This window comes from Alphaproteobacteria bacterium (genome assembly GCA_016722515.1).
Taxonomy (GTDB): domain Bacteria; phylum Pseudomonadota; class Alphaproteobacteria; order Rickettsiales; family JADKJE01; genus JADKJE01.
The window spans coordinates 1-23,721 of sequence record JADKJE010000011.1 but is presented as its reverse complement, the minus strand read 5'-3'; the positions used below and the strand labels follow the sequence as shown (position 1 = coordinate 23,721).

44 protein-coding genes are annotated in these 23,721 nt (G+C 38.3%); 28 read left to right on the top strand and 16 right to left on the bottom strand.

The genetic code is table 11. The features are described 5' to 3' along the window. Positions 1-12: 12 nt before the first annotated feature. From IPP74_14395 to IPP74_14305, 19 genes are all read left to right on the top strand, one after another. Positions 13-972 carry a DUF2184 domain-containing protein gene (locus tag IPP74_14395; GenBank protein ID MBL0320461.1) on the top strand — a complete coding sequence of 320 codons (960 nt, stop codon included), beginning with the start codon at positions 13-15 and terminating at the stop codon, positions 970-972. Beyond that, on the top strand, positions 972-1,388 hold the full coding sequence (locus tag IPP74_14390) for a DUF4054 domain-containing protein (GenBank protein MBL0320460.1): 417 nt from the start codon (positions 972-974) through the stop codon (positions 1,386-1,388). The genes IPP74_14395 and IPP74_14390 overlap by 1 nt, the downstream gene beginning before the upstream one ends. Next, entirely contained in the window at positions 1,385-1,945 is a 561-nt protein-coding gene (locus tag IPP74_14385; protein MBL0320459.1) for a hypothetical protein, read from the top strand. The genes IPP74_14390 and IPP74_14385 overlap by 4 nt, the downstream gene beginning before the upstream one ends. Before the next feature lie 105 nt (positions 1,946-2,050). Then, positions 2,051-2,317, top strand: coding sequence for a hypothetical protein (locus IPP74_14380; protein ID MBL0320458.1), 267 nt, complete (start codon positions 2,051-2,053; stop codon positions 2,315-2,317). Then, the gene (locus tag IPP74_14375) at positions 2,310-2,882 is read left to right on the top strand and encodes a hypothetical protein (protein MBL0320457.1); all 573 of its coding nucleotides are present in this window, start codon (positions 2,310-2,312) and stop codon (positions 2,880-2,882) included. The genes IPP74_14380 and IPP74_14375 overlap by 8 nt, the downstream gene beginning before the upstream one ends. Positions 2,883-2,891: 9 nt before the next feature. Beyond that, on the top strand, positions 2,892-4,370 hold the full coding sequence (locus tag IPP74_14370; GenBank protein MBL0320456.1) for a DUF3383 domain-containing protein: 1,479 nt from the start codon (positions 2,892-2,894) through the stop codon (positions 4,368-4,370). Positions 4,371-4,381: 11 nt separating this feature from the next. Then, positions 4,382-4,834, top strand: a complete 453-nt coding sequence (locus IPP74_14365; GenBank protein MBL0320455.1) for a DUF3277 family protein — start codon at positions 4,382-4,384, stop codon at positions 4,832-4,834. Positions 4,835-4,843: 9 nt separating this feature from the next. Next, positions 4,844-5,263 (top strand): hypothetical protein, encoded by a 420-nt coding sequence (locus IPP74_14360; protein ID MBL0320454.1) that lies wholly within the window; start codon positions 4,844-4,846, stop codon positions 5,261-5,263. 157 nt (positions 5,264-5,420) lie between these two features. Further along, positions 5,421-6,932: a hypothetical protein gene (locus tag IPP74_14355; GenBank protein ID MBL0320453.1), complete on the top strand. Its 1,512-nt coding sequence runs from the start codon at positions 5,421-5,423 to the stop codon at positions 6,930-6,932. Continuing rightward, on the top strand, positions 6,929-7,480 hold the full coding sequence (locus IPP74_14350) for a hypothetical protein (protein ID MBL0320452.1): 552 nt from the start codon (positions 6,929-6,931) through the stop codon (positions 7,478-7,480). The genes IPP74_14355 and IPP74_14350 overlap by 4 nt, the downstream gene beginning before the upstream one ends. A 102-nt stretch (positions 7,481-7,582) precedes the next feature. Beyond that, complete coding sequence (locus tag IPP74_14345; GenBank protein MBL0320451.1) at positions 7,583-7,801, top strand: hypothetical protein; 219 nt, start codon at positions 7,583-7,585, stop codon at positions 7,799-7,801. Next, positions 7,798-8,730 (top strand): hypothetical protein, encoded by a 933-nt coding sequence (locus tag IPP74_14340; GenBank protein ID MBL0320450.1) that lies wholly within the window; start codon positions 7,798-7,800, stop codon positions 8,728-8,730. The genes IPP74_14345 and IPP74_14340 overlap by 4 nt, the downstream gene beginning before the upstream one ends. Beyond that, positions 8,723-9,373 (top strand): translation initiation factor IF-2, encoded by a 651-nt coding sequence (locus IPP74_14335; protein ID MBL0320449.1) that lies wholly within the window; start codon positions 8,723-8,725, stop codon positions 9,371-9,373. Before IPP74_14340 ends, IPP74_14335 begins: the two co-directional genes overlap by 8 nt. Then, entirely contained in the window at positions 9,370-9,723 is a 354-nt protein-coding gene (locus IPP74_14330) for a hypothetical protein (protein ID MBL0320448.1), read from the top strand. The genes IPP74_14335 and IPP74_14330 overlap by 4 nt, the downstream gene beginning before the upstream one ends. Then, entirely contained in the window at positions 9,723-10,901 is a 1,179-nt protein-coding gene (locus IPP74_14325) for a baseplate J/gp47 family protein (protein MBL0320447.1), read from the top strand. Before IPP74_14330 ends, IPP74_14325 begins: the two co-directional genes overlap by 1 nt. Further along, a complete protein-coding gene (locus IPP74_14320; protein MBL0320446.1) occupies positions 10,898-11,566 on the top strand; it encodes a DUF2612 domain-containing protein in 669 nt (222 codons plus the stop codon). Before IPP74_14325 ends, IPP74_14320 begins: the two co-directional genes overlap by 4 nt. 10 nt (positions 11,567-11,576) lie before the next feature. Next, a complete protein-coding gene (locus IPP74_14315) occupies positions 11,577-12,566 on the top strand; it encodes a hypothetical protein (GenBank protein ID MBL0320445.1) in 990 nt (329 codons plus the stop codon). Position 12,567: 1 nt separating this feature from the next. Further along, the gene (locus IPP74_14310; GenBank protein MBL0320444.1) at positions 12,568-12,882 is read left to right on the top strand and encodes a hypothetical protein; all 315 of its coding nucleotides are present in this window, start codon (positions 12,568-12,570) and stop codon (positions 12,880-12,882) included. Beyond that, positions 12,879-13,286 carry a M15 family metallopeptidase gene (locus IPP74_14305; protein MBL0320443.1) on the top strand — a complete coding sequence of 136 codons (408 nt, stop codon included), beginning with the start codon at positions 12,879-12,881 and terminating at the stop codon, positions 13,284-13,286. Before IPP74_14310 ends, IPP74_14305 begins: the two co-directional genes overlap by 4 nt. 181 nt (positions 13,287-13,467) lie before the next feature. Here the strand turns inward: IPP74_14305 and IPP74_14300 are convergent, their stop codons facing one another. Beyond that, positions 13,468-13,719: a hypothetical protein gene (locus IPP74_14300; GenBank protein MBL0320442.1), complete on the bottom strand. Its 252-nt coding sequence runs from the start codon at positions 13,717-13,719 to the stop codon at positions 13,468-13,470. A 435-nt stretch (positions 13,720-14,154) separates the two neighbouring features. On the opposite strand from IPP74_14300, the gene IPP74_14295 reads away from it, so the two are divergent. From IPP74_14295 to IPP74_14255, 9 genes are all read left to right on the top strand, one after another. Further along, the gene (locus IPP74_14295) at positions 14,155-14,574 is read left to right on the top strand and encodes a hypothetical protein (GenBank protein MBL0320441.1); all 420 of its coding nucleotides are present in this window, start codon (positions 14,155-14,157) and stop codon (positions 14,572-14,574) included. A 101-nt stretch (positions 14,575-14,675) separates the two neighbouring features. Further along, the gene (locus IPP74_14290) at positions 14,676-15,278 is read left to right on the top strand and encodes a hypothetical protein (protein ID MBL0320440.1); all 603 of its coding nucleotides are present in this window, start codon (positions 14,676-14,678) and stop codon (positions 15,276-15,278) included. After that, positions 15,271-15,504 carry a hypothetical protein gene (locus IPP74_14285; GenBank protein ID MBL0320439.1) on the top strand — a complete coding sequence of 78 codons (234 nt, stop codon included), beginning with the start codon at positions 15,271-15,273 and terminating at the stop codon, positions 15,502-15,504. The genes IPP74_14290 and IPP74_14285 overlap by 8 nt, the downstream gene beginning before the upstream one ends. 12 nt (positions 15,505-15,516) lie before the next feature. Continuing rightward, positions 15,517-16,161, top strand: coding sequence for a hypothetical protein (locus IPP74_14280; GenBank protein ID MBL0320438.1), 645 nt, complete (start codon positions 15,517-15,519; stop codon positions 16,159-16,161). Further along, positions 16,154-16,450 (top strand): DUF551 domain-containing protein, encoded by a 297-nt coding sequence (locus IPP74_14275; protein MBL0320437.1) that lies wholly within the window; start codon positions 16,154-16,156, stop codon positions 16,448-16,450. Before IPP74_14280 ends, IPP74_14275 begins: the two co-directional genes overlap by 8 nt. Positions 16,451-16,632: 182 nt before the next feature. After that, positions 16,633-16,917 (top strand): lipoprotein, encoded by a 285-nt coding sequence (locus tag IPP74_14270; GenBank protein ID MBL0320436.1) that lies wholly within the window; start codon positions 16,633-16,635, stop codon positions 16,915-16,917. 56 nt (positions 16,918-16,973) lie between these two features. Beyond that, positions 16,974-17,300: a hypothetical protein gene (locus tag IPP74_14265; protein MBL0320435.1), complete on the top strand. Its 327-nt coding sequence runs from the start codon at positions 16,974-16,976 to the stop codon at positions 17,298-17,300. Positions 17,301-17,531: 231 nt separating this feature from the next. After that, positions 17,532-17,717 carry a hypothetical protein gene (locus IPP74_14260; GenBank protein MBL0320434.1) on the top strand — a complete coding sequence of 62 codons (186 nt, stop codon included), beginning with the start codon at positions 17,532-17,534 and terminating at the stop codon, positions 17,715-17,717. Positions 17,718-17,730: 13 nt separating this feature from the next. Then, positions 17,731-17,871 carry a hypothetical protein gene (locus IPP74_14255; GenBank protein MBL0320433.1) on the top strand — a complete coding sequence of 47 codons (141 nt, stop codon included), beginning with the start codon at positions 17,731-17,733 and terminating at the stop codon, positions 17,869-17,871. A gap of 7 nt (positions 17,872-17,878) precedes the next feature. Here IPP74_14255 and IPP74_14250 read toward each other — a convergent pair whose 3' ends face one another. From IPP74_14250 to IPP74_14180, 15 genes are all read right to left on the bottom strand, one after another. Continuing rightward, positions 17,879-18,268 (bottom strand): hypothetical protein, encoded by a 390-nt coding sequence (locus tag IPP74_14250; GenBank protein ID MBL0320432.1) that lies wholly within the window; start codon positions 18,266-18,268, stop codon positions 17,879-17,881. 605 nt (positions 18,269-18,873) lie between these two features. Then, complete coding sequence (locus IPP74_14245; protein ID MBL0320431.1) at positions 18,874-19,065, bottom strand: hypothetical protein; 192 nt, start codon at positions 19,063-19,065, stop codon at positions 18,874-18,876. Continuing rightward, on the bottom strand, positions 19,062-19,262 hold the full coding sequence (locus IPP74_14240; protein MBL0320430.1) for a hypothetical protein: 201 nt from the start codon (positions 19,260-19,262) through the stop codon (positions 19,062-19,064). Before IPP74_14240 ends, IPP74_14245 begins: the two co-directional genes overlap by 4 nt. 15 nt (positions 19,263-19,277) lie before the next feature. After that, positions 19,278-19,505: a hypothetical protein gene (locus tag IPP74_14235; GenBank protein ID MBL0320429.1), complete on the bottom strand. Its 228-nt coding sequence runs from the start codon at positions 19,503-19,505 to the stop codon at positions 19,278-19,280. A gap of 67 nt (positions 19,506-19,572) precedes the next feature. After that, the gene (locus tag IPP74_14230) at positions 19,573-19,773 is read right to left on the bottom strand and encodes a hypothetical protein (protein MBL0320428.1); all 201 of its coding nucleotides are present in this window, start codon (positions 19,771-19,773) and stop codon (positions 19,573-19,575) included. 448 nt (positions 19,774-20,221) lie between these two features. Next, positions 20,222-20,572 carry a hypothetical protein gene (locus IPP74_14225; GenBank protein MBL0320427.1) on the bottom strand — a complete coding sequence of 117 codons (351 nt, stop codon included), beginning with the start codon at positions 20,570-20,572 and terminating at the stop codon, positions 20,222-20,224. An 18-nt stretch (positions 20,573-20,590) separates the two neighbouring features. Next, complete coding sequence (locus IPP74_14220; protein ID MBL0320426.1) at positions 20,591-20,899, bottom strand: hypothetical protein; 309 nt, start codon at positions 20,897-20,899, stop codon at positions 20,591-20,593. Further along, a complete protein-coding gene (locus tag IPP74_14215; GenBank protein MBL0320425.1) occupies positions 20,880-21,167 on the bottom strand; it encodes a helix-turn-helix transcriptional regulator in 288 nt (95 codons plus the stop codon). The genes IPP74_14220 and IPP74_14215 overlap by 20 nt, the downstream gene beginning before the upstream one ends. A gap of 183 nt (positions 21,168-21,350) precedes the next feature. After that, entirely contained in the window at positions 21,351-21,641 is a 291-nt protein-coding gene (locus tag IPP74_14210) for a hypothetical protein (protein ID MBL0320424.1), read from the bottom strand. Beyond that, entirely contained in the window at positions 21,638-21,784 is a 147-nt protein-coding gene (locus IPP74_14205; protein MBL0320423.1) for a hypothetical protein, read from the bottom strand. The genes IPP74_14210 and IPP74_14205 overlap by 4 nt, the downstream gene beginning before the upstream one ends. 74 nt (positions 21,785-21,858) lie before the next feature. Beyond that, complete coding sequence (locus IPP74_14200; protein ID MBL0320422.1) at positions 21,859-22,059, bottom strand: hypothetical protein; 201 nt, start codon at positions 22,057-22,059, stop codon at positions 21,859-21,861. Between the two features lie 70 nt (positions 22,060-22,129). Further along, entirely contained in the window at positions 22,130-22,567 is a 438-nt protein-coding gene (gene ssb, locus IPP74_14195) for a single-stranded DNA-binding protein (protein MBL0320421.1), read from the bottom strand. Beyond that, a complete protein-coding gene (locus IPP74_14190; protein MBL0320420.1) occupies positions 22,555-22,845 on the bottom strand; it encodes a hypothetical protein in 291 nt (96 codons plus the stop codon). Before IPP74_14190 ends, ssb begins: the two co-directional genes overlap by 13 nt. Beyond that, positions 22,838-23,032 (bottom strand): carbon storage regulator, encoded by a 195-nt coding sequence (locus IPP74_14185; GenBank protein ID MBL0320419.1) that lies wholly within the window; start codon positions 23,030-23,032, stop codon positions 22,838-22,840. Before IPP74_14185 ends, IPP74_14190 begins: the two co-directional genes overlap by 8 nt. A gap of 11 nt (positions 23,033-23,043) precedes the next feature. Next, positions 23,044-23,721: hypothetical protein (locus IPP74_14180; GenBank protein MBL0320418.1), on the bottom strand; the 678-nt coding region annotated here is incomplete at its 5' end.

Sequence of the window (23,721 nt, the reverse complement as noted above, 5' to 3'; positions counted from 1 at the left end):
AGGAGCAAATAAATGTCTGCATTAGACTCAACACTTAGTTATTACATCGGTCAAACTGAACTTTTTAATCCAAAATTCAATGAACCATTGATGGATTTCACGGCTAGCCGTGATATTAAATATATCGATGCTGGACTTGGCATTGAAGCCACTTCCTACCTTAAAAACACATTCGGTGCTACTGGATCGCAATCTGCGCAAGGGCTACCATGGTTTGCTGGTAACGGAAATATAATTCCTGGTATCAGTGTGGAAGGTCAAAAAATCACGACCCCTTTCAGGCCCTTAGCGCGGAATCTAACCTATTCGTTTATTGAGCTAGAACGTTCTCAACAAACAGGACAACCATTAGATACTGCAAAAATGTTAGCTTTAAATGCGTTGTACCGTTTAGATTTAGATAAAGTGGTATATCTGGGTGATAAAAGCTCTTATGCAACTTTTACCGGTTTAGTTAATAACCCAAATGTTAATACGGCTGATGTTGCATTAAATGCTGCTGGTACTTCTACGCTCTGGGTAAATAAAACCCCTGACGAAATTGTTGCGGATATAAACGACGCGTTGGTTGCTGCATGGCAAACTTCCGGTTTGCAATTCCCGCCTAATAAGGTATTGCTGCCACCTTCTCAATTTGCATACATCTGCGCTCAAAAGGTAAGTAATGCGGGTAATATCAGCATTTTGAATTACATCAAAATTAACTGTATTAGCGCCAATTTAATAGGCTCATTAGATATTCAACCTTTAAAATTCTTAACCCCTGGTACAGCCTATAGCGCTAGTTTTTCCAAGGCCAGAATGGTTGTTTACACCAATGACGAAAGTTATGTTCGTTTCCCATTATGTCCAATACAAGGTAGACAGGCAACTACTCCAGACGGCGTTAACTTTATCCGTCCTTACGTTTATGGCTTTGGTGAAGTTGAATTTCCCTATGTAGAAACTTTTGCGTATCGCGATGGTATCTAATGGATATAACGCAATTTCGGTTAGATTTTCCGGAATTTGCAGATGACACGGTCTACACCGATGACATGTGCACTTACTGGTCTACGCTAGCCGAAAAATTGCATAGTCCTGCAAGATTTGGCGATGTGTACAACAACATTATTGAGTTGTACACCGCACATTGCATAACGATACAGGCTCAAGATGTTGCTGTTGCTGCAACTGGCGGTTTTCCGATTGGGCAAGCGGGCCAAATAGAGTCTAAAAAAGTGGGGAGTGTTAGCCAAACATATGACACTAAATGGTCATTTGAAACTAATGGCGGATGGTTTAACAACACTATTTACGGAAGACAGTATTTGCAATTAGCAAAAATGTACGGAAAAGGCGGCATGATGGCAGGATTTAGCTTGTCTACAACTGGGTACTTGATATGAGCGTTATTGTTAAAACAAGTTTGGTAAAGCAGTTTCATGAAACCATGGCGGCTTTAGTTAAAAAGAATTTGTATGTTGGCATACCTGAGGCTAATAACAAAAGAAAAGATGATATTAAAACTGAAGTTGTTTACAAGAAAGACGGTACGATAAGTAAAAGAAGGAAAATAACTAAAAAAGAAGCTCAAGTTACAAATGCTCAGCTTGGATATATAAATGAAAATGGAAGTGCCGCCAAGGGAATACCCCCCAGGCCATTTTTAAAACCGGGAGTGGAAGCGGCGGCTCCAGAAGTTATGAAGATACTAGGAAAGGCGGCAATTACTACAGACACAAGTGCCGCAGATGTTGATATTGCGCTAGAGAAAGCCGGCCAAAAGGCGCGTGATGTGGTGAAGAACAGGGTTAGAAATAGCGTGGATATAGAAGGTCTGTCGGAAGTGACCAAGAAGATTAGGGCTACACGCAAAAAGAATAGGCGCACCGGTGTTATGAAGCCATTGATTGACACAGCACAGATGCTAAACAGCATTACATATGTAATACGCGAGGGCTAAATGGCGTTAATAGATGTCTCGCCATTAATTATAGACCCCGATTTTTGCGACCGGTTCACATTAATAAAGAGGTCCGCAACCATTAATGCTTTTGGGGAAATGGTTTTGACCGAAACACCTCAGTCCATTATTGGCTCGGTGCAAAATATAAGCCCAGAAGTTTTAAAGCGTATGCCAGATGATGCGCAACTATGGGATGGGATTACTGTTTATTACAGGGGGAAATTAGAGGCTCAGTCTCCTGGTGGTTACTGCGATGTGATTGTATGGCAGGGATATCGATATTTGGTGAAATTTGTAAATGAACAATTTATGAATTTTGCGAGCGGATGGACTGAGGCTTTATGCGCTAAAGAGGTGGCTCATGCCTAATAGCAGTGCAACGGGTGGTTATTTATTACCGACTAATACGGCACTAGATAACAATCTTTTGAAACGATTTTTACATGGCGTGATTGCAGGGGTTACCGGGCTTGATAACACGCTGGTTAGGCCAGCCTATCAACAGAACTCACCCCCCATAACTGACATAGATGTGGATTGGTGCGCATTCTTAATTCGCAATCGCAGAACAGAAGCGATGCCATGGTTAACGCAAGGGGATAGTGATGCAACATTGGGCACTAATGAATTATTTGATTGTTTCGTTAGTTTCTACGGGCCTAATTCTAGTGGTTATGCGGCGATTCTAAGGGATGGATTGCAGATACCACAGAATTCAGACCAGCTAAATGCGGCTGGTATGGCAGTTTTAGGCTCAGAGCCATTGCAATATCTGCCGGAATTGGTGAACGACAGATGGTACGAAAGAACAGATATTACGATTAATTTGAATCGTAATCTATCAAGAACATATGACATTTTGTCATTACTGGGAGCTACAGGAACAATGTACTTCGACGATGTAGCAACAGAAGATTTTAATGTAAGTACATAGGGGAATATTATGTCTACAACTGGTTTAGATATATCAAGAGTTGTCAATGTCAATGTGGCATTATTGGCGTCGGGGGCATCAGTTAGAAATTTTGGGCTGCCAGTTATTGTTGGCGATAGTAATGTTATCAATGGTGTACAAAGAATCGCATCTTATACTAATATTTCATCGGTGGCTACCGCTTTTGGAGCTGATTCACCTGAATATAAAGCCTGTCTTTTATACTTTAGCCAAAATCCAACTCCTGCGGAAGTATTAATAGGGCGTTGGCTTCGTACGGCCACATCTGGTTTTATAAACGGCGGAATATTAACCGCCTCTCAACAATTGATGTCTAACTGGACCAGTATTACAAATGGCTCTTTTACAATTCATATTGATGGTAGCCAACAAGATTTACTAGGGTTAGATTTTAGCGCTCAAACAAACTTAAATGGGGTGGCTGGAGTTATCACCGCAGGATTATCGGGGGCTACATGTACTTGGAATGGAGAGCAATTTGTTATTACAAGCGCTACCACTGGCGTTCTTTCTTTAGTCGGTTACGCAACACCGGAAGGAACAGGAACGGACATTTCTGCTCAATTAAAATTAACCGCTGCAACCGCAAATGTTCCAGTGCCAGGATTTGCCGCTGAAACAGCATTAGAAGCAACAGTTGCTTTATATAACATCTCTTCAGCATGGTACATCGAAATGTTTGCAGCATCCACAATGCCATCTGATGATGATTTTGTGGCGATTGCTGCTTTTATTGAAGCGGCTAGTATTTCTCGTGTTTTATTTATTACAGATGAAGATTCTAGAGAATTAGATTCTACCTATCTGACCAGCATTTCTACCAGATTGCAGTCACTTGAATATACACGTAGTGCCGTTACGTATGGCTCTACAAATGCATATGAAATGGCGTCCGTTGCAGGGTTGTGGGCTGGGACTAATTTTGAAGGTAGCAATACGCTCCCTACTTATATGTTTAAAACATTGCCAGGAGTTACTCCCGAGACAATCACCGAGACGCAAGCAGATACTTTGAAAGCCAAGCGTTGTAACGTCTATGTAAACTATGTAACCGGCACACCTATTTATCAAGAGGCGGTGATGTCTTATCAGCTTTACATGGATGAACGTCAATCTTTTGACTGGTTACAAAATGCCATTCAAATAGCCGTATTTAATCTGCTTCTAGAAAGTCCGAAAATAGGTCAAACAGATGCAGGTATGACCGCCATCATCAACACAATTAATAGTGTTTTATCGCAAGCTGTTACTAATGGGATGATTGCACCTGGTGTGTGGAATGGTCCATCTTTCGGAAATATAGTAACCGGACAAAATTTACAATCCGGTTTTGCAACATATGCACCCCCGATTTCTAGCCAAAGCCAAGTAAGCCGTGATGCACGTATTGCCGTGCCAATTCAATGTGCCATTAAATTAGCGGGTGCAATCCAATCAGTCGACATCTTAGTTAACGTTAATCGATAGGAGAAAATAAAATGTCAGCAGTAGCAGGTTTTTACGGTTTCCAAGGCATTAGCGCTAACTTAGTGGGCCCTGGCGGGAATGTAGATATGGCTTACGGGTCAGGTGCCGCGGAGGACGGAATTACGATAGAGCCCTTACAAGACCAATCCACGGCAGAAGTAGGTGCAGATGGTTTTGTGGCACATTCTTTGTCAGCCGCAACAGCGCACACCATTACAGCACGCTTTAGCAAGGTTGGTCCAGCAAGTAAAATATTGCAGATAATGGCTAATATCCAACAAGTTAATCCGTCATTGAACGGAACAAATGTATTGACATTACGAGATATTTACAACGGAGATACCATTTTATGCGAATTTGTAGCATTCACAAAATGGAGTCCTTTAAATTACGCAATGCAGGCCGGTAAAAATGAATGGACTTTTATCGCCGCTCGCGTCCAAAGACTTTTAGGTACGGGTTAAGGGTAAACAATGAAAACAATTGAAATAAAGCTAAATGATGCGGACTATATAATTCAGGGTTTAAATGCGCATGATGCTTCTTATCTTGCGGTGCAATTCATGCCAATTTTGTTGTCGTTGCAAAGCGCAATCACCAGCGATAGCACTACTGCAATAGCGGGCGCTTTATCTGGATTGACTAAAGATAAATATAACGAAATTGTATTTTCTCTATTTTCGCTGATTAAAAAACGTGAGCATAACGTACTTTGTGACATATTCAAGAATGGCGTATTTATGTATGAAGATGTCAAAAATGACCCATATTTATATATGTCTTTATTAGGACAAAGCTTTATGTTGAGTTTTGGCGATTTTTTAGATTCAGCCGCCCGAGCTTTCCCGAGCGCGGCAGCGGCACTAAATATCCAGTCCAATACGCAAGCTTAGGGGATAGCTTAAACTTTGTTATGCGCCCTGTTTTACGCGGATTGTGCCAGTATGAAAGTACTATAGATGGCACTTTGTCTTTATATGATATTGCGCTGATGAATGCGGCAATAGATGTTCTAGACGAAAACGAGGCTAGATATCGCGAGGCATTAGAATGAGCACATCAATTTTACAAGAATTTTTAATAAAAATTGGCGTTGATGTCAATAAATCACAATTAACTTCCGTAGATGCTGCGCTCTCAAAGGCTGGGGCATCGGCTGCAGTTATGGACAAAGAAGTCACTGCCGCCGCCAATTCGATAGATACACGTTTGTCGCCCGCTTTAAAAGCTCTTTTTTCCCCTCTAACGGTCATTACGGCCGCGGTTGGTCTTGCTTATGACAAGATGTTTAATTTTGTCAAAGAAAGCGCCGAAGGATTTGAGCAGATATCAAGGCTCGCTAATCGCGTTAATACCACAGCAGATTCCATTAAAAAATTAGGTTATATTGCCCAATTCACCGGCTCATCTGTAGAGGCCGCTCAGGGGTCTCTAGATGGACTTAATCGGGCCGCTGGTTTAGCCGCCTTAGGTTTGGGTAGGGCTAAAAAGGTTTTTGGCGAAATTGGCGTTAATATTAAAAATTCTAATGGAAAGTTAAAAGACACAACGCAATTATTGTTCGAAATAGGCGAGCATATCAAAGGAATGGAGCGCGGAAAGCAATTAGCAGTATTGTCACGCTTAGGTATTGATCCTACATTGATTAATGCTTTGACTACGGATGTGAGCAAGTTCGGTAATGAATATGACGCGGTTATGAAAAAGCTAGGGCTCGATAATAACAAAGCGGCCGAGTCGGGGGTGAAATTTGCAGAAGCGCTAAAAAAAATAGGCACACTTTGGGGGTTTATTAAAGATGTAATAGCGGCTTCGTTTTTCGATCAGTTCACTAAAGGATTTGATTCATTTTCTGCCGCGTTGATTAATAATCTTCCAAAGATTATATCAATAATGAAACCACTTATTGCATCTATGATTAAGATTGCGCAGGTAGCATTAAAAATAGGTGTTATTTTTGCAACTATTGCGGCCCCTATACTCGACACTATTGTTGCAATTGATAATGCAACAGACGGATGGGTGGTTAAAATCGTGGGCCTTATTTATGCGCTTAGAAAGCTTAATCTTGTATTTGTAGCGCTATCTGCTAACCCGTTTACTCTTGTCATAGCAGGCATTGGCGCTTTAATCGTTGCAGGCTACGAACTGTATAAAAATTGGGATGAAATATCTAAAAAATTTAAAGTTATATTTGGAGATTTAGCCAATTGGTTTAAATCAACATGGTCAGCGGTATACGATTGGTTCAGTAATATTTTTGGTAAAATAAGTAATGAAATTAAAACAGTAGTAGACAAAACGGAAAGCTTTGCAAAAAGCCTTAATATTTTACCTGGTGTTTCTATTGGAGGCGCTACACCATTATCAACAAAATTAGCACCTAGTGCGCAAGCAAATTCTGGGAATCAAAATAAGAATGTAACCATAAACAACACCAATAAAACGGACATTAATGTAAATAGCTCTGGTAGCCCATATGAGGTAGCGCTAGCTGTAAAAAACCAGCAAACAGCAATATACGGCGACCAAATCAGGAATATGCAGGGGGCTGTACGATGAGCAGCATATTACAACCTAACACGGTGTTGTTCTCAACACAAATCACTCAACGCTCAATAGGGCCTTTTACGGGCTATGTGTGTATGGAGGAAAATTCAAACGATGAGCTTGAAATAACGCAGCATCCTGTACAGCGCGGTGCAGATATCACCGACCATGCTTATTTAAAGCCGGCTACGGTATCGATTCGTTTTATTTACACCCCCAATTTTACACTGACACCGTTAGACCAAATGTATCAAGAATTGCTAGCACTGCAATCATCGCGCGAACCATTCACTATAGTAACCGGGAAACGTGTTTATCAGAACATGCTATTTAGAAGCCTAAGCGTTAGCACTGATGTGACAAAAGAAAATATTCTGTATGTTATGGGAGACTTTCAGCAAGTAATTTTGGTTGATGTTGGCGAAACCAATGTTCCCGTGCAAAGCCAACAACAAATACCCCAAAAAACAAATTCAACGTCGAATCTGGGGGATAAGAAAGCCACCCCCGTGGATGACAGCAATGTTGATTTGCAATATTTCTCTGATGTGACGGGGTAATCTATGAATATATTTAAAATACCTTTTGTGAACACGAATCAAACATTCAATATTACGCTTAATGGACAAAATTTAACTATAAATTGCGTATGGAATCAAGAAATACCGACATGGGTTATCAGTATTGCAGAGACTAATACAAACACTCCTATTATAACCGGCGTGGCGCTTGTTACTGGAGTTAATTTATTAATGCAGTTTTATTATACAGGGTTAACGGGCGATATAGTAGTGTACACAAAAGGAGACCCGGGCGCTCTGCCGACCTTTGATTCTCTCGGAAATGAAAGCAACGTCTTTTATGTAACGGGGGTGAAATGAGTAACCAACTGCAATATTTGCGTAAAATAAATTTAATCGTTGCGGATAAGAACGGCGATGGCTTAGATTTGTCGCAATTTAGAATTGTATTTGATGTGAAGCTTTCAGATTCGCAAACGCCCAATACAGCAAAAGTTAGAGTATATAACTTATCGCAAACAGTCGCATCGCAGATACAGCAGGAATTTACATCTATCACGCTACAAGCTGGGTATGACAGTAATTTCGGGACTATTTTTGCGGGCAGTATTAAACAAGTAGTGTATGGGTCAGAAAATAACGTTGACACTTTTATAGACATTAGAGCATCTGATGGTGATGTGGCTTACAACTATGCTTTTGTAAATTCCACATTGGGGGGTGGCGCCTCTCAAAAAGATATTGTTACTGCCTCTCTCAGCCCTATGCAGCAGAGTGGTATAGGGCTTGGTTATGTAGACGATACAGACAGCAAAAAATTACCTCGCTCCAAAGTCATGTATGGCATGTCTCGCGATTATCTGCGCAAATCGGCTATTAATACCAATACAAATTGGTCTATACAAAATGGCAATTATCAATCCGTTAAGCAGACGGGCATATTACCCAATCAAGCTGTCGTTCTAAATAGCACCAGCGGCCTTGTTTACACCCCCAATCAGACTAATGATGGCATCATCGCTAAATGTTTATTAAACCCAAACATAAAAATAGCTTCATCTATACAGATTAATCAAAATGATATTCAGGCTCAACTTATCGAAGACCAACCCACATCTGGCTCAACACAAGCATCTAGCCCATCACCCATAGCCGCAGACGGTTTCTATAGGGTCTTATTGGCTGAGCACAATGGCGATACACGCGGAAATGATTGGTATACTACGATTACCGGCTTAAGCATGGATAAGACAAGTGCTACTAATTCGCAGGTGGCGCAAAATGGATAGAAGAGAGTGGTTAAGCGATAACGAAGAATCTTATAAAACAGCGTTTGAATATCTTCAAAGCGGCATGTGGACGGCATTGCCGGCGATCGTAACCTCAGTTGATTTGACCAAGCAAACTATTTCAGCTCAATCCGGCATAAAAGGAGAGTTTAAAAACGCGGAAGGTCAGATTTCCTATATCAATATGCCTGTATTTCAAGATGTGGTTCTATGTTTTCCACGCGCGGGCGGCTTTGCTATTACATTTCCAGTCCAGCCGGGGGATGAGGTTTTATTGATATTTGCATGTAGATGTATAGACAGCTGGTGGCAATCTGGCGGCATTAACAATATTGTGCCCGAATTTCGCATGCATGATTTATCTGATGGTTTTGCCATTTTAGCACCTACATCACAACCCAAAAAACTGTCTAATATTCCTACAGATTCAATTCAGATTACCAATGAAGACCAAACAAAGTATTTAGAAATATCGCCAGACAAGATTACAGTCCAATCCGACGGCGATGTAGATATTAATGCAGTTAATATTAATTTAAATGGTAATATAAACCAAAACTCTGATAATATATATCTTACTGCAACCGAGTCTATTCATATAACGGCACCAGATATTTATATAAGCGGGAGTATACACGTGTGATTTACAGAAAATTGACCGCTGATGGTGACATGACTTTTGGCAACGGATTATTAGATTTTTACATCAATAATCCTGCAGCTGTGGGGCAAGCAGTAGAGACGAGACTTAAATTATGGCTAGGAGAATGGTTCGTCGATGTAACTCAGGGCACGCAATATCAAACCAATGTTCTAGGAACAGGTAAAGCCACGAGTGCCGGGCCGACGATAAGACAAAGGATTTTAGAGACTCAGGGCGTTACTGAGATTACAAAATTTGATTTAAACATCGATGTTAATGGTAGGTCGCTCAGCATTGTAGCAACTATTAACACCATATACGGAACTACTAATATACAGGTGATAACATAATGGCTTTTAGTTCACTGATTTATGAAGATGCCACAGGTTTACATACGCCGGATTATCCTAGTGTTTTGGCATACTATATTGCGGCAACGCAAGCTATCTTTGGCGCTGACATTTATCTAGGCTCAGATAGCCAAGATGGGCAATATATCTCAATTTTTGCATTAGCGGCTTTTGACTGCTGTCAAATATCGCAATCAGTCTATAACTCATTTTCACCTTTAACGGCTGTAGGTAAGGCGCTTTCTACTCAGGTTAAAATTAATGGAATAGCGCGAGACATAGCTACCTACTCATCGGTTGACTTATATCTGGTCGGTCAAATTGGTACTGAAATAACAAACGGGATTGCTATAGATACACTGGGGCAACAATGGTTATTACCGGCCAGTGTTGTTATTCCGTTATCAGGGGATATCACGGTAACCGCTACTGCGCAAAATGCTGGAAATATCAGTGCGGCAGCAAATACAGTAAATACTATCTTTACCCCTACTTTGGGCTGGCAAACAGTCAATAATCCGGCAGACTCCACCCCCGGCGCTCCCGTTGAGTCTGATGCCGCGCTTAGAATTAGACAAACTTTATCTGTGGCACAGCCTGCATTGACAGTGTTTGAATCTACGGTCGGTTTTGTTGCGGCTGTCCCGGGGGTGACTAGGTTCCAAGGATATGAGAATGATACTAACGTTACCGATAGTAATGGCATTCCTCCTCATACCATTTCTATTGTGGCAGAAGGGGGTGACGATGTGGCGATCGCCCAAGCGATATGGGATAAGAAAACACCAGGGACGGGGACATATGGCACGACCTCAGAGATAATTTACGATATTTATGGCATTCCAGACACCATTAGATTTTATAGACCCACCATAGCAACTATAGGCGTTAATATTACTATTCAAGCGCTAGCGGGTTTTGCATCATCTACCACGACGTTAATAGCGCAATCTGTCGCAGATTACATTAATTCTTTATCTATCGGTGAAGATGTTTATATCTCTAGAGTCTACACTCCCGCAAACTTAAGCGGAACACCACAGGGCAATACTTATGATATTACCGTATTAGAACTAAATTATAATGGCGGCCCATTTTCTGCCTCGAATGTTGATTTGAATTTTATAGAAGCGGCTACTTGTGATGCTACTACAAACGTGACGGTGACAGTCATATGAGTTATACGGTAAAGTATTATCAATCATTAGTTACTAGCGAACATCAAACAGCGCCAAATTATATGGCATGGTTAGGTGCTATGGTTGAGCCGCTCACTGTTATTCAAAGTGTTATTGATAATTTTGTGGCTAATTTTGATGTAGATACCGCCGTCGGCGTGCAGTTAGATGCCGTGGGTCAATGGGTGGGGGTTTCTAGACTATTAGAAACACCGATTACGGGGGTGTTCTTTTCATTTGATACATTCGGCTTAGGCTTTGACCAAGGTATTTGGCAGGGGCCTTTTGACGGTAATTCAATCACTATTTTGCCGGACTATATGTATCGAATCGTTATTAAATTTAAAATTCTAGCTAATCATTGGGATGGCTCTATACCTACAGCTTATGCAGATTTTGCTACTGTCTTCACGGGTGGCGAGTACGTCTTTATCATAGATAATCAGGACATGAGCATGTCTATAGGGCTAGTTGGATTTAACATAGGAGCATTTGGCGCCGCTGTCCTAGAGCAAGGTTATTTCCCATTTAAGCCAGAAGGTGTATTGATAAGAGATTATATTATCGTTCCGCCTGGGGAGAAGATTTTTGCGTTTGATTTGTCAAATGACACCTTTGGTGGATTTGATGATGGCTATTTCCCTTTAATTATTATACCAACCTAGGAGTTATATCATGGCAACTAATTATATCTATCCCTACGCTCAGGCAGCAGTGCCGCCCAATATTTTATCTACTGCGGATTATGCGGCTAGCAGCATAACCACAACCGGTTATGTTTTTGATTCTATTGCATCCAGTGCTTACATGGCTAAAGCGCAACGACAGACATCGGCAATCTGTGCGGGTATGGCACAATTCATGGCGAATAATCAGGGCACCGATGTGACAGATGATTTATCGCCGTCAGCAATTGCCGCCATTTTTACAAATTCATTGGGAGGTGTATCTGCCATAACGCAACCTCAATTTGACAATAGCACTAAAATTGCTACAACCGCGTTTGTGCAAAGAGCTTTAGGTAATTTTGCTAATAGCAATTCATATTCCAGTAATACCACTTTAACGAATGCCGATGTGGGTGCTATTGTATCGCCGAGTGTTGGCTCTTTAGCATTTCAATTACCTTTAGTAGCGGGTATGCCAAATGGCGCGCAAATTACATTTAACGGCAATACATTTGGTTGTGTAATCGCTCGCCAAGGTTCTGATGTTATTAATGCTGGCAGTGCGGGCGCTATTAGTAGCTTGAGCTTAGAAGCAAATGATGCGGCAGTCTTGACGGTGGTTGGCGGGGTATGGACACTGACCGGAGGTGAATTGCATCAGGGAGCATCTTCATCTTTTGCAAGTTCTGCTGTTACTAATGGATCTATGTATTTTCCAGCACCCCCGGGCAGAGCACCGATTATTTGGCAGTGGGGAGAAGTCAATATTCAGATGACCTCCGGAATTCATAAAAATTCATTTGCTTTGCCTATTGCTTGGCCGAATGGGTTCATTACAGGTATGTGTTGCTTTGCTGGCGGATTGCCACCAACGATTGAGACTAATATGTCTATAGGGGCAGATCCATCTAATCTATTAACAAATATTGCAATTTGGGGATATGCTGCTAGTACATTACCCTCAGAAGGCACATATTATAGTGTATTAGGATATTAACATGGACGGCATAGATTTATCATGGTTTGCTTCTATACATCCCGAACTTTATGGTCTTTTAGGAACTGTGCTTATTGGATGTAAAAGAATATTTCCTTTAATCAGAAAAAATATCGAAATCAAGCAGTCTACTTTAGATTGCTTGATTCGTATTGAAAATTTAACTAAAGAAAGTATTGCAATTACTCAAGAAAATAATCGTATTATAAAGACTTTAGCCACTAAAGATGATATGATCAATGTCCTTTTAAAAAAAGAGCCGGCTTTAGCTGTTCTTAATAGTTCAGGCTCCATAGCAAAACAGGGCATCTCATGAATAATTTTAAATTAAGCGCAACTTCTTTACGTAAATTAGAGGGGGTGCATCCAGATCTTATTAAAGTTGTTAATAGAGCGCTTATCCTTACATCTGTGGACTTTTCGGTTACTGAAGGCTTGCGGACAGTTGAACAAGAAAAAGCCCATGTAGCAAATGGCACAAGTACTACTATGAATAGCCGCCATCTAACGGGGCATGCTGTAGACTTGACCCCATGGGCAAATAGAGCATCTGCAAATGGCGATGACCCCGCAGATTGGCATTATTTTGCAAGTGTTGCTAAAGCCATGAAAATGGCCTCCATGGAGCTTAAAATACCGATTGAATGGGGCGGTGATTGGAAAAGGCCCGTTGATGGCTATCATTTTGAACTTACCTGGACATCTTATCCTCTAAAATAAAATTGACATACCTTTATTGATGATATATCCTATCCTGATAATAGCATGGAAATAAATATGTTACATTTTTTATTAATGTTTTTTATAAAAGTAGAGATTTCTATATTTATTATAGCCTTTATCTATATAACAGTTATTACTTGTTCATTCTTAGTAGGCAAGAAAAAATATTATACTCGCACTATTGCTTAGCAATAAGTATATTATACTTTAATTTCGCCCTATACAGAATATAGTGATATTCGCTATGCAACAAAACAGTACTATCTACTATATCGGCCATAGCTTCTGATAACTCTTTATAAGCTTCTTCTACTCCGATATCTTTGTTGATTTCGTTTTCTCCAAGCACTTGAAGAGAATATACAGCAGCTTCTATTACACGTATTAGCTTATTTTCTATTTCATCTTTAGTTTTATGAAGAAACAGCATGTGTGGCCTGTTTTGTGATGTGTGTGACAGTATGATAATAAATATCGACAGTAATTGTGATCACGGCAATAATAAGAACTAAATGAATTTTAAACAACATAAAATATACCTTCTTATAATGAGGAGGGCATAAGAACAAAAATTCAATTTTTATTATTACCTTCAGCGCTCCATTTTTATACTATCAATTGCAATATACCCTCATGTTTAAATTGTACCATAAATTATCACTTTATGCAATGAATTTTATTATTTTTTGATTTTTGAGAAATTTCGTACAGCTGTTTTAACATATTTGTTTAAATAAATATAAAAGCTCCTTGACATTTATGCAGATTTTGCTATACTTAAAGTGTGAATTATGTTGACGGTAATTGCAGACATGAGACGAAAACGTTTCATTGATTATGTGTGTAGCTATGTAAGGGTAGATAGATGAGAGAAATTAGATTCAGATGTTGGGATAAAGAACATAAATGTTGGAATAAAGAACCCACTGATCGATATCAATCATCGTGGATTTGCAATATGCTCGATGCAGGACTCACCTATGACTTTGGCGGCCCTGTTTTTCATAAATTAAGATTTGAGCTCTCCCAATTCACCGGCTTATATGACTGCGATGGAAAAGATATTTATGAGGGGGATATTCTCATCTCAGAAGATTCAATAGGAACCACTTACGTTTATGTTGTAGTATGGAATCATAATGGTTATTCATTAGATAATATTATGTCTGTAGAATTAAATGGGCGTAAATCTTTTATATTTGTTTCTACGGTTAGCGGTTGGACGGGAGTAGAATTTAAAATCATAGGAAATAAATTCGAAGATCCTGAGCTTTTGGGTGAATAGATAAGCGGAGGTGTGATTAAAATAAATTTCTTTGGCTCTGACAATTAATATATAACAAATAAACGAGGTAAAATATGAATTACGTTATGGCGTACGAATATGTGTTTGATGAGATTGATGCTTATTATCAAATAAAGCATAGCAAAGCTTACTTTGATTTTAAAGCGGATTATAGTTTTAAACTAGCGCAAGTTTCTGTTAAGTCTTTTCTGGGTAAACTAGATGAATATAGATTTAATAAATATATATCAGCTGATATGAATAAAAGTGACATTAACAAGGAAAAAAAATTGTCGTTACCCATGCAAAAAATGTACACCGCAATCAGGATATTAAATTTAATAAGCGTACTTTATTCTTTGCCTGAACGGGTATTAAGTAGGTTAAAGATAGATATAGAAGCAGAAGAGTTGTTTAGATTGCACGGAGAGTTGCCTAATAACTTTAACTTTTTAAGAACGCATTTAAACGAGTTGATTATAAGATTTCATCCTGAGTTAGAGCCGAAGAAAGAGCCTATTTCTGTTAGTACGGTTAAATGTGATGTAACGGGCGAGCAGTTGCTTGCGATAACACAAATGGATGAAAGTTCTGATTCTAAGCAAAAATGTTGTTGTTTTATGAGCTGCTCTTTCTTTGTGAAGAGAGGGCATGATAAAGAGCCTTTAATGAATAGTAGGGAGTCTAGGTATAAATATGACTGATGCTCAATTAAAGCAACTAGTTATTGATAAAATGGCTTCTCTTTCAGAGAAGCCATATATTCCTTTTTCTAATTGGAATTGCAATGACATAGCTGGTAACTCTTGTTCTGGATGGGATATGACAGATTATCGCTGTGAATGCGGTAATAGACGCGTGATGTGGGTGGTTAACTGTGAAAATGCGAACGATGCCACTATAGATGATTTATATGCAGAAGCTTATTAAGGATATGTTTAGATGACTGAAGAGTTTTTATGCGTAGATTGCGCCGAAAGATGGGCGATATTGGAACATGAAGAAAGTTGTAATTGTGGTAAAAAACCTTTTATTATACAGTATTTTCCTTTCGTGAATGGAGAGGGATTTATTGAATTTGGTTGCACTTATGGGTGTAAATATTTAGTTCCTTGTCATGAAGTCGAATATCATAAAACAACCATATCTTTTGATGAGATAATAGAATTAATTTCATTATTAATAAACTCTGTTCTGGAGCAAGCATTTCATTCTTCTATCAGTAGAACTCATAAAGAAATTACAGATAAAAATATGTTTCGAGCCAAAGTAAAGTTATTTGAAGGTATTGAAAGATGGAACCGGGGCGCTTCGCCTTGGGTGAGCGCGAAAAGGCCTCCAAGCGAGGTCGAGAGCAACGAAGATAATCCCGTTATCGTTAGAATAGAATGTAACTACGATTTTGATGAAAATAAAATTAAATCATTTGTGATAATTAGACATGGGTGGTTTGATCACGATTTTTATAGAAAAGATGTAGGAAAGTGGATATGGGATGGATGGGGTGAACCAGACCATTATATCGGATATGCGAGAGAAGTAACTCACTGGATGCCAATTCCACCTATAGGGGGTGAGAATGAGTAAGTCGCCGTGGGTAAGGGTTGAGGATGGCTTACCTAATATAGATCCAGATTATCGCTACAATAACCGTATTGAACAATCTTCAATATTATGCGTATTAAGATTAACTGACGGCCTTTATTTGAATGAAGGGTCTAGTCCACAATTTGGGGTTTATCCAATTGAAATAGGCAGACTTGTTCGTTATACCAATTCTGATTCAATCTGGAATGTAACTACACGATGTCTTTATATGGACGTTAATGATATAACTCACTGGATGCCGATACCTGAATTGCCGGAGGTGGAATGATGAAAGTTAAATCAAGATTTAAACCTAAAATTAGGAATAAAATTTGGTCGTCAATCGACAGGTATTCTCCAGAAGATGGAGTTATAATTGACTTATTTATCAGTTTTAACTTAATCTGTCACAGAAAAAATTCTTTTAAATATTTTCTATATGAGAAAATATGGTAATGGAGAGAGGTTATTATGCGTAGATATATTGTATTTATATTGATTGTAATGTTGCTGGCTGGATGCAGTGTTGATGCATTTTGCAAAGCTCATCGTAGTGAAGCCGCTAAGAATGCGTTTAAAAAGCAAAATCCATGCCCTAGTAACGGCAATAATCACGGGAGATGCCCAGGCTATATTATAGACCATATAGTGCCTCTGGCTTGCGGCGGTGCTGATGACCCAAGCAATATGCAATGGCAGACGGTACAATATGCTAAGATTAAAGATAGTTTTGAATTGAGTATGTGTGGAAAATAGAATAGGGCATTTACCGATGGAAATAATCAAATTGTCTAATACATTAAGGGGTGATGATGAGTGATTTTATAAAGATTAATTTTGAGAATGGAGGCCATGCCATCTTAAACAAAAATCAATTTTATTTAAGGTATATAGCCGAATTTGAAGAATATTATATCTATTCAATAGCTGTTGTATCGAATGAAATGAATAGAATTATAAGGGATTGCGTTGAAAATATACTGGCAGTCTTAGCTTCAATTTATGAAAAGTATAATGTTCGCAAAAATATTGATGAATGCGTTGACAATTTATCTTCATCACTTTATGATTATTGGGATAGTTGCCAGATAACTAAAGAAGAATACAATAGGCTATGTAAAGAATTGGGGGTGGAGTGATGCCTTGTTACGACGATCGAGATAATATAAATCAGGATGGTGTAACGATAACACGTTTATTGATAAGATGTGATGAGCTTGCGACATTGCTTTGTTTGACTGGACAATGTTATTATGCTAAAAAAGATATGCCCAATAATGTTACAGAATACTGGGAGCAGCATTGTGAATTTGATAAAAAAAGAGGTGAGCCTTGGGAGGTAGAGCCGTGAATATAATAGGGTTGGAGTCATGAGTATACAAAGGGATGCATCAAATATAAAAATGATGGCTAACGAAATAACCAGTATTATGGCTGATAGATCAGTTAAAGGTTATTTAAGCGGAATTGATATAAAGCTTATTGAAGATTTATGGTTAGATATAGCCGATATCGCATTTAAAAATATTGAAATTATTCAAGATAAGACAAAATAGATAGAGGTACAATATGCCATTAAAAAAAGGTGCAAGTGACAAAACGGTCAGTAAGAACATAAAGACGGAAATAGCTTCGGGCAAGCCCCAAGATCAAGCGGTGGCGATAGCTCTTAGCAAGAAAAAAGAAAGTGAAAAGGGCAAGAAGAAATAAATGGTTGCTAGTGGTTAAGCTTAGAAAGCTCATTGCAATACTGAGCTATTCTATTTTTATCTTGTATTGGCGATAACACGCTATCTATGTACCATGCAGAGGAAGACCATTTATTTTCAGAGTATCGTATTAAAAGTTTATATTTGCGATTAAATCCTTGCGCATTTACATATTCCTCAAATGACACATCATTCTCATATCTTTCTACATCATTTTTATACTGCAAAGAACTATATTGAACTACTGCTGGTACGCCTTTAGTGAAATGGCTCATCCATGAGGGTACATTATTAGATATGTCAACAAATGTTCCAACAGAAAACTCCTGGTATTTGGCGTGTAGTGGATTATTGACGCGTAATATGCCATTTTCTTGCCACACATAAAAAATATCCATTATTATCTCCTCTATTTACTAAGCAACAATTTTAAAATTCTGCGTAATTTTCTGTTCCTAATAAATGGCATAGGTGGTGCCTTTTTACTGCAATCTCGGCAGGTAGCGTTAAAGATGGAGGAGAGCGTTATCTTGCTCACGCTAACTTTCCCCTTGCAGAGGTTGCACGTTATTCGAACTTTTGGTAATGATATAAACATTTTATGTTTCCTTTTAATCAATAAATTGGTGGATCGTCTCTTAATTCATAATGTATATTGCTGATTTTATTTTTTCTAAAGTATTGAGCTCTCTTGTGGTATTCCTCATCAAAAAAATTAACAGAATTCAGTAATTCTATATCACGCTTTATGGCCATGTTATATGGTTTATAATAGTCCCAATTGTCAAAGTCAAGCTTAATAGTAAACCGAAATATTTTATTTGAGCACCGCACATCATATATGTCGCGTATGTCATAGCATGGTAATCTATAGACATCCTCCGCCTTGGATGCAAGAAAATTATAATAAGATATCCTAGATTTTTTACGGCTTTTACTTTCTTTTATTGTCAACATTATCTGACCTCAAACTATGCTATCTTTTATCGAATGTTATAATTCATTATTCTGCATTCTCTTCTCCCCAAGGATTTGCTAACGCCGAATAATCATCTGGATTAATCGTTGCTGGCGGGGATGGGTAGCCAACAGACAGCATAACAGGCCTATTTACTTCAAGCTTTATAGCAAGGCCATGAGGGATGTTTTTAGGAAGTATCAGCTTGACACAAGGCAATTTTTCATTTTCGTTCATTTTTCTTTTTCCTTTATCATTTCATTCAGAGCTTGCTGTAATTTAATAGCGTCATCAAAACCCAAATCTTGGCGTGGGCCATTACCAAAATGCGCACAAGCTATTTTTTTATTTGGATCTATATAAAGGACAACTTGTGTATAATGAAACATTACAGAGCAACCATTTTTATCAATAAAGCTTATAAACTCACTCATTTTCTTTTTCCTCTGTTATACTTGTCGTAAATTTTCAACCGGCACCCATTTATCATTTACTTTTACGCGACACCCAGACATAAAAGTATAATCTACTGTATAACTACTATATTTATTTTCGCATAGCTTTTTAGGCAAAGATAAAAGCAAATATTTACCGCCAAAAAAACCTCCAACAAAAAAAGCAACCATAATAAAAAAAAGCAAAAAAACCAGTATTAATTCTTTGAGACCTGTATTCATTGTATTTCTCCTATGTTACACTACCTTTCAACCACCTGCCTTAGAGTAGACCGGTCACCTGAGGGCGTTACGGCGCCCTCTGATTTTTGCCATTAAAAAATAATCTACTTAAAATTCTTTTTTTCTTTGGTTGAAGCTCAACTTTATCGAAAAAAACAGCTAAATCATGAAACATCTCTCCTGTTATAACACAGCCGCTTTCATGTTTTAACTGAAATCTCCCATGCTTAGGATGTACAATATTCAAAATAAAATCTTCTTCTTTCACTTTCTCTCTCTCCTATGCTATACTATCTTTTATGGCCCTGATACTTATTGTATCTTAATCCGACGCTACCTGATTCGAGACCAGCTAAGCACAGGAGGATTTAGGCAGCTAGCAAGAGCTTATAAGGGCCGCCAGATCTTTTTAACTTCGCGACTTATATTCATTTTCGCTCCCTTATGCTATACTGCAACAGTTGCAGTCTGGCATTACAATTTTTATTGTATACTCAGATCCATTTCATGCATCCAGTGGACGCTGGATGCATATCCGGCTTTTTTATCCGTTATTGGAAACGGTTTCATTTTTTCTCTTGCCACTTTTCTTTCTCCTATGTTATACTATCTTTTCATCACTATCTGAGCTTGACGGGGTAGCGACCGTCTCAATATAAATGTCCCAGCTTTACAGGGCTGCATCCAGATAGTGGTGATTATGTCTATAATCACCCTTATCTTTTAGGAAAATCTACTGTTTCTTCTTTAATAAATAGAAGAAAATCATTAAGCTTTTCCAATGGAATCTCGGCTAATTCCATTTCTGCCTTGTCAGTAACGAAAGACCGCTCAGCGATATTAGATATATCTCCGTCGCTTCCGAAGAGAACGACTCTTGTAAAACATCGGCCATTTTCACATTCACAAATTGCCACATGTACATCACACTCGCATGGATCAAACCCATATCCTAATTGATTTAAAAATCGCTCTTCATAATAAAATAAGGAACACCCATCTGGATCATTACATATAAAGCCATTTTTATTTTTTATGGCTATCTTTGCCGCTTCAAACATATTCATCTCGCTCAATCACCCTTATTATTTTAAGCTCATAATAACTTCTTTCTTCATACGTGTTAATATAATATCCAATATTGGCATAAACTCCCAATAATTTTTATACCTTTCAATGTCCATACGGCTAAAATAATGCGTCAATTGAAAATCTCCATATTCATATAATACTGTCAGCAGAATTTCATTTAGACTCTTTGATTTATCACAACACAATTTGGCATATTTAAAAGCAGGTTTAAGCGAACGCCCATAAGATCGCCATTGAGAGTATTTTTCACATCTAGTAATAACTGTAAATGTTATTTGTGATTCATTTTGTCGGCTGATCATGTGATTCCTCTTTAGTTAAATTAACTGTATATTTATCAAATCCATGAATTAATAAATAATTTTGCAGCCACGCATTAATAAATAGATGCTCATTAGCTTGTAATACTTCTGCAATTTCCACAAGAGCTTTGAAGCTTATTTGACGCTTGCCATGCTCGTATCGCGTGATCTCGCTCCTACCAATTCCCAATCTCCTGGCCAATTCTGTGGCCGTAATACCATAGCTTTCTCGGGCCTTTCGTAATAGTTCGCACAACTTACATTCCATCTCGCCTAATCCTCTCTATGATATTTACTAATCTTTAAAAAGTCCTCAACCAACATGTCGTTTACATCAGGCTGAGCGTCGAACCATTTTTTGGCTTGCTCCCTTAACCATCTCCTATCCTCAAACGCATCTTTTCTGGGCGTTTCATATCCTGTAACCATAGCGCAATATAATTCATCTAAGCTAATCAACACTCTTTTCATCTTCTACCCCTGGTTGGTCTTCGAACCAACTTTCTAGCCAATCCCCTACATCATGGCCATAATGATTAAGAAGACATTTTCTTATGTACTCTATATCATCCGAACTAATCAGTACTTTTTTCACCTCGGTTTGATTTCTAAACCACGCTAATGCATAAACATGCATGGCACATATAAATGCCCATGGATCCGCCTGTAGAAATTCATTGCCCTCTTCGCACAAGAATAATGTATTTATATCCTGTTCACTAATCAGTACTTTTTTTGTCATTTCTTCTCCTGCCTTAATTTCTCAAATTGCTGTTCAAAATATGATTTTCTCTCGGCTCTGGTCATGTAAACCCCTTCATCATATAGAGTCTCATCGTCACCTATATCATGTTCTATCCTATAAATCAGCCGTACATTTTGCATAACCATTCCAATAGTCGCTAACCCCATTAATTTTATTAGAGCCAGCGACATAAAGCCGGTCTATATCATCCAAACTAATCAATACTTTCTTGCTCATCAAACCATCTCAATAAATTCTCAAAAAACAACTCACAGCCTTCAATTAACAGCTCAGCATCTCTCGTGGCTATATTTGACCAACCATTTAAAGACAACCTTTCAAAAGCCTGCAAAAGACCTGTTTTTCCTTTTAAAACTAAAATATCCTCTAAATCAATCAATACTTTTTTATTCATCAAACCACCTTATGCCATTTCATATCAGTCCCTTCTTCTCCAATATGTCATCAATAAAAGCCCATCCAAGCTAGAATGGAACATCATCATAATTATGCGACATATTCAACTTTGAGCTTCCAGGGCGAAATTCTTCAACATTTCCATTCGGTTCTTTAGCGCGTATATCTCCCTTAAAAGAATTAAGAATCTGTAAGTTCTCCAGAATTATTTTAGTTGTATATCTTTCAATACCATCTTTACCAGTATATTTTGTAGTAGACAAATGTCCTTCCATATAAGCCTGATCACCCTTATTAAGATATTGCTCACATATACTTGCGAGCTTACCAAAAGCAACCACATTATGCCATTCGGTTTGCTTCTTTTCTTCACCTGTAACTTTATCTTTCCACTTTTTAGAAGTGGCTAGACTCATACTAGCCACCCTGTCATTATTTTGCATAGACCTAATTTCTGGATCTTTACCCAAGTGACCCAATAATATTACTTTATTTATTCCTGCCATAATGCCCCCCAATTAAATTCATGATAACACCAATCACAAGTAATATCTACACATCTTTTTTTAATATCGGGCGGCGGATAGAAAGCTATGACCTCATTACAATTTGGACAAATTTGCATTATAAATTTTTTTTGTTTTTTACTACCACTATCTTTTTTCATTGGTAAATCTGTATTTATTTTTACATGATTACTTAATATTTCTAGCAGAAAATCTTGCTCATTTTTAACCTGTTGCTGCAAATAATTATTAGCAACAGACAAACAAAAATTATTCATTTATATCGGACTCCTCTAATTTTATTCTGTCCCATACCTCACGTCTATGAACCCGCAATGACTTTGGTGCAATAATTGTTAGCTGCACATAACTGCCAATTATTTTATTTACTTTTATTTCTACCCCATCCCCGATTATAATGCTCTGCCCGATCCCTCGGCCTAAACATAATCTGCCATATTCCATTTTTATTACTCCTAATTTATTTCATGTTCTAATGTGTCAGCAGCATCATTATTTAAACCTGCTTGTCTTTCAGAATCTAAAACAGCACTCTGCTGATAATCCATTGAATTTATTTCATCATCCAAAGAAGTAGAGCATCCATCTATGTAAGTAATATGTCCCTTTGCAATCGATCGAACTTGCATTCCAGCCACAAGATCTTGCATTGTATTAACTACTTTTAATGGGGGTAAAAACCAATCGTTTTTGCACATATAGCCATTGCATAATGCATACCAATCCTTCCTTATTAAATAGAGAATTTGTACATCATGGGCATTCTTAATAGCCTTTTCTTTAAGAATGGTTGCGTCTTCAATAAATTTATCTCTTAAAGCAATATACATTTCTTCGGTTATACCCTCAGGAAGTGTAAAATTCTTGGACGTAGCCGCTGCTTCAGTATGAACTACTGGCAAAACTTCACCAGTTATATGTGACATTTCGGCATTAGTTTCTTCTACTTTAACCTCAACGGACCTTGCTTTGTTGAACCGCTCTTTCTCGGAAAAAGCCTCAACCTCTTCGTCTGTGTATATGCCGCTAATAATGCCGGGGTATACAGTACGAACGCCTTCACTAATGCATCTTGAACGTAACATACCGCGCGGATAAGATTTCCATACTTCTTTGTCCGTTAACGGTATAGT